The organism is Mycobacterium intermedium (genome assembly GCF_002086275.1).
GTDB classification, from domain to species: domain Bacteria; phylum Actinomycetota; class Actinomycetes; order Mycobacteriales; family Mycobacteriaceae; genus Mycobacterium; species Mycobacterium intermedium.
In genome coordinates this window covers 1-2,429 of the sequence record NZ_MVHT01000203.1, presented here as the reverse complement: position 1 = coordinate 2,429, position 2,429 = coordinate 1, and the positions used below count along the sequence as shown (strand labels likewise).

The window sequence follows — 2,429 nt, the reverse complement described above, 5'->3', positions numbered from 1 at the left end:
TTGGGGGAGGCTGAGGCTACTAAGAGAGATGTTGCCGATGCCGAGGTCGGACAGATTCAGCTGCGGGCCGGCGGGCAAGGTGGCCAAGGCGGGATCGGTGCGAATGGTCCCGCCAACACGCAGGGCGGCACCGGCTTCACCGGCGGCGCCGGCGGCCCCGGCGGCCCGGGAGGCCAAGCCCCGCAGCTGTTCGGCCAGGCCGGGGCCGGTGGACCGGGTGGCCAGGGCGGCACCGGCGGGACCGGTGGAAACGGTGGTGACGGCATCACCCCCGGTGCCGGCGGAACCGGGGGCACTGGGGGTATCGGCGGCCTGGGCGGCGCCGGCGGCAGCGCCGGCGGGTTGTTCACCTCCGCCGGTCCGGCGGGCGCCCCGGGCACCGGCGGTACGGGGGGCCTCGGTGGCAATGGGGGCAACGGCACCCAGGGCATCTCTGCCGAGCCAGGCAGCGGAGCCAGTGGAGGCCAGGGCATCGCCGGCGGGAGTGGTGGCCAGGGCGGTAAAGGTGGGGCGGCACTGCCCGGCGGTCTCGCCGGAAACGGGGGAAAAGGTGGAAACGGCGGCACCGGTGGCACCGGTGGGGACGGGGGCTCTGGAGTGCCTACCGGCGGCCCCGGCGGTAACGGGGGAACCGGCGGCACCGGCGGTGCGCCTGGCCCAGGTGGGCTGTCGGGGGGTCTCGGCGGGAGAGTGGGCCAGCCCGGACTCGGTGGAGACGGAGGAACCGGCGGACGCGGCGGCGACGCCACGGGGACCAACGCCTATGCCGGCGGCAACGGCGGGACCGGTGGATCGGGCGGCGGTCCCGGAGGTAACGGCGGCAACGGGGGCAACGGCGGCACCGGCGGCATGGGTGCACCCGGCGCCGATGCCACAACAACCACCGGCCCCGTCATAGGTGGTACGGGCGGAACCGGGGGCGCCGGAGGCCAGGCCGGACTCTCCGGCGGCGCGGGTGGCAAGCACGGCATCGGCGGGCAAGGCGGACAAGGGGGACAAGGCGGGCAAGGCGGCAAAGGCTCAGCAGGCACCAGCGGAGAGCCCCCCACCGCCGGCGGCCAGGGCGCCCAGGGCGGCCAGGGCGGCCAGGGCGGCGCTGGCGGAAGGGGCATCAACGGGATCGGCGGCGGTGACGGTGGCAAGGGCGGCATCGGTGGCGAGGGCGGTACCGGCGGCACCGGTGGCGACTACACCGGCGTCGCCACCACTTCCCAGGCCGGTACCGGCGGCATGGGCGGCAAAGGCGGCACTGGCGGCGACCCCGGGCTAGGTGGGCGCGGAACCGACGGTGGCGCGGATGGCGCCCTCGGCACCGGAGGTACGGGCGGAACTGGCGGCAACGGTGGCCAAGGCCAGCAGGGCATGTCCGGCCAAGGCAGCGGATCTCCAACTCAGGCCGCGTCCGGTCAGAAGGGCGGCGACGGAGGCCGAGGCGGCCAAGGCGGCGACGGCGGCAAGGGGGTCGCCGGAATCGGCGGCGGTAACGGTGGCATCGGCGGGGTCGGTGGCCAGGGCGGCGCCGGCGGCACCGGCGCCAACGGTGCTACCGGTCAAGTCGGCGGAACCGGCGGCATCGGCGGTACCGGAGGTGCCGCCGGGGCGGCTGGGTCCGGAACCGACGGTGGCACACAGGGCACGATCGGCACCGGCGGCACCGGCGGCACCGGCGGCACCGGCGGGCGGGGCGGCCAAGGCGCCAACGGTGTAGACAGCTACATCCCAACCGCCGGCGCCCAGGGCTTCGATGGCGGTGCCGGCGGCCAGGGCGGCTTCGGCGGTGCTGGCGACGGCAAAGGCGCTCACGGCGGCAACGGCGGCCAAGGCGGCACCGGCGGCCAAGGCGGCAACGGCGGCACCGGCGGCAACAACGTCAACAGCGGCGGCAACGGCGCCGACGGTGGCAACGGCGGCAACGGCGGCAAGGCCGGAGCGGCCGGCGTAGGAAGGGACGGCGGCGCGAACGGCAGCATCGGCTTCGGCGGCGACGGCGGCAACGGCGGCAACGGCGGCAACGGCGCCGGCGGTGCGGATGGCTTCGACGGCACCTCCCCCGGGGCCGGAACGTCGGGCGGCCAGGGGGGCGCCGGCGGTAAGGGCGGCAACGGCGGCGCCGGCGACGGTAACGGAGCCAACGGCGGCAACGGCGGCAAGGGCGGCAACGGCGGCAACGGCGGCAACGGCGGCAACGGCGGAAACAAGACCGGCAGCAACGGCGGTAATGGTGCCAACGGTGGCGACGGCGGCACCGGCGGCACCGCGGGGGCGGCCGGCGCGGGAACCGACGGCGGAAGTAACGGCACCGTCGGCACCGGCGGCACCGGCGGCAACGGCGGCAACGGCGGCAACGGCGCCCCAGGTCGCGGCAACGACGGCACCGCCATCGAAGCCCTGGGCGCCGGCGGTTGGGATGTAGCTGTCTACACCGTTGG

1 pseudogene is annotated in these 2,429 nt (G+C 76.4%); it reads left to right on the top strand.

The features are described 5' to 3' along the window. Window positions 1–2,429 (top strand): annotated as a pseudogene (locus tag BST27_RS32875) (PE family protein); the annotation flags it as partial.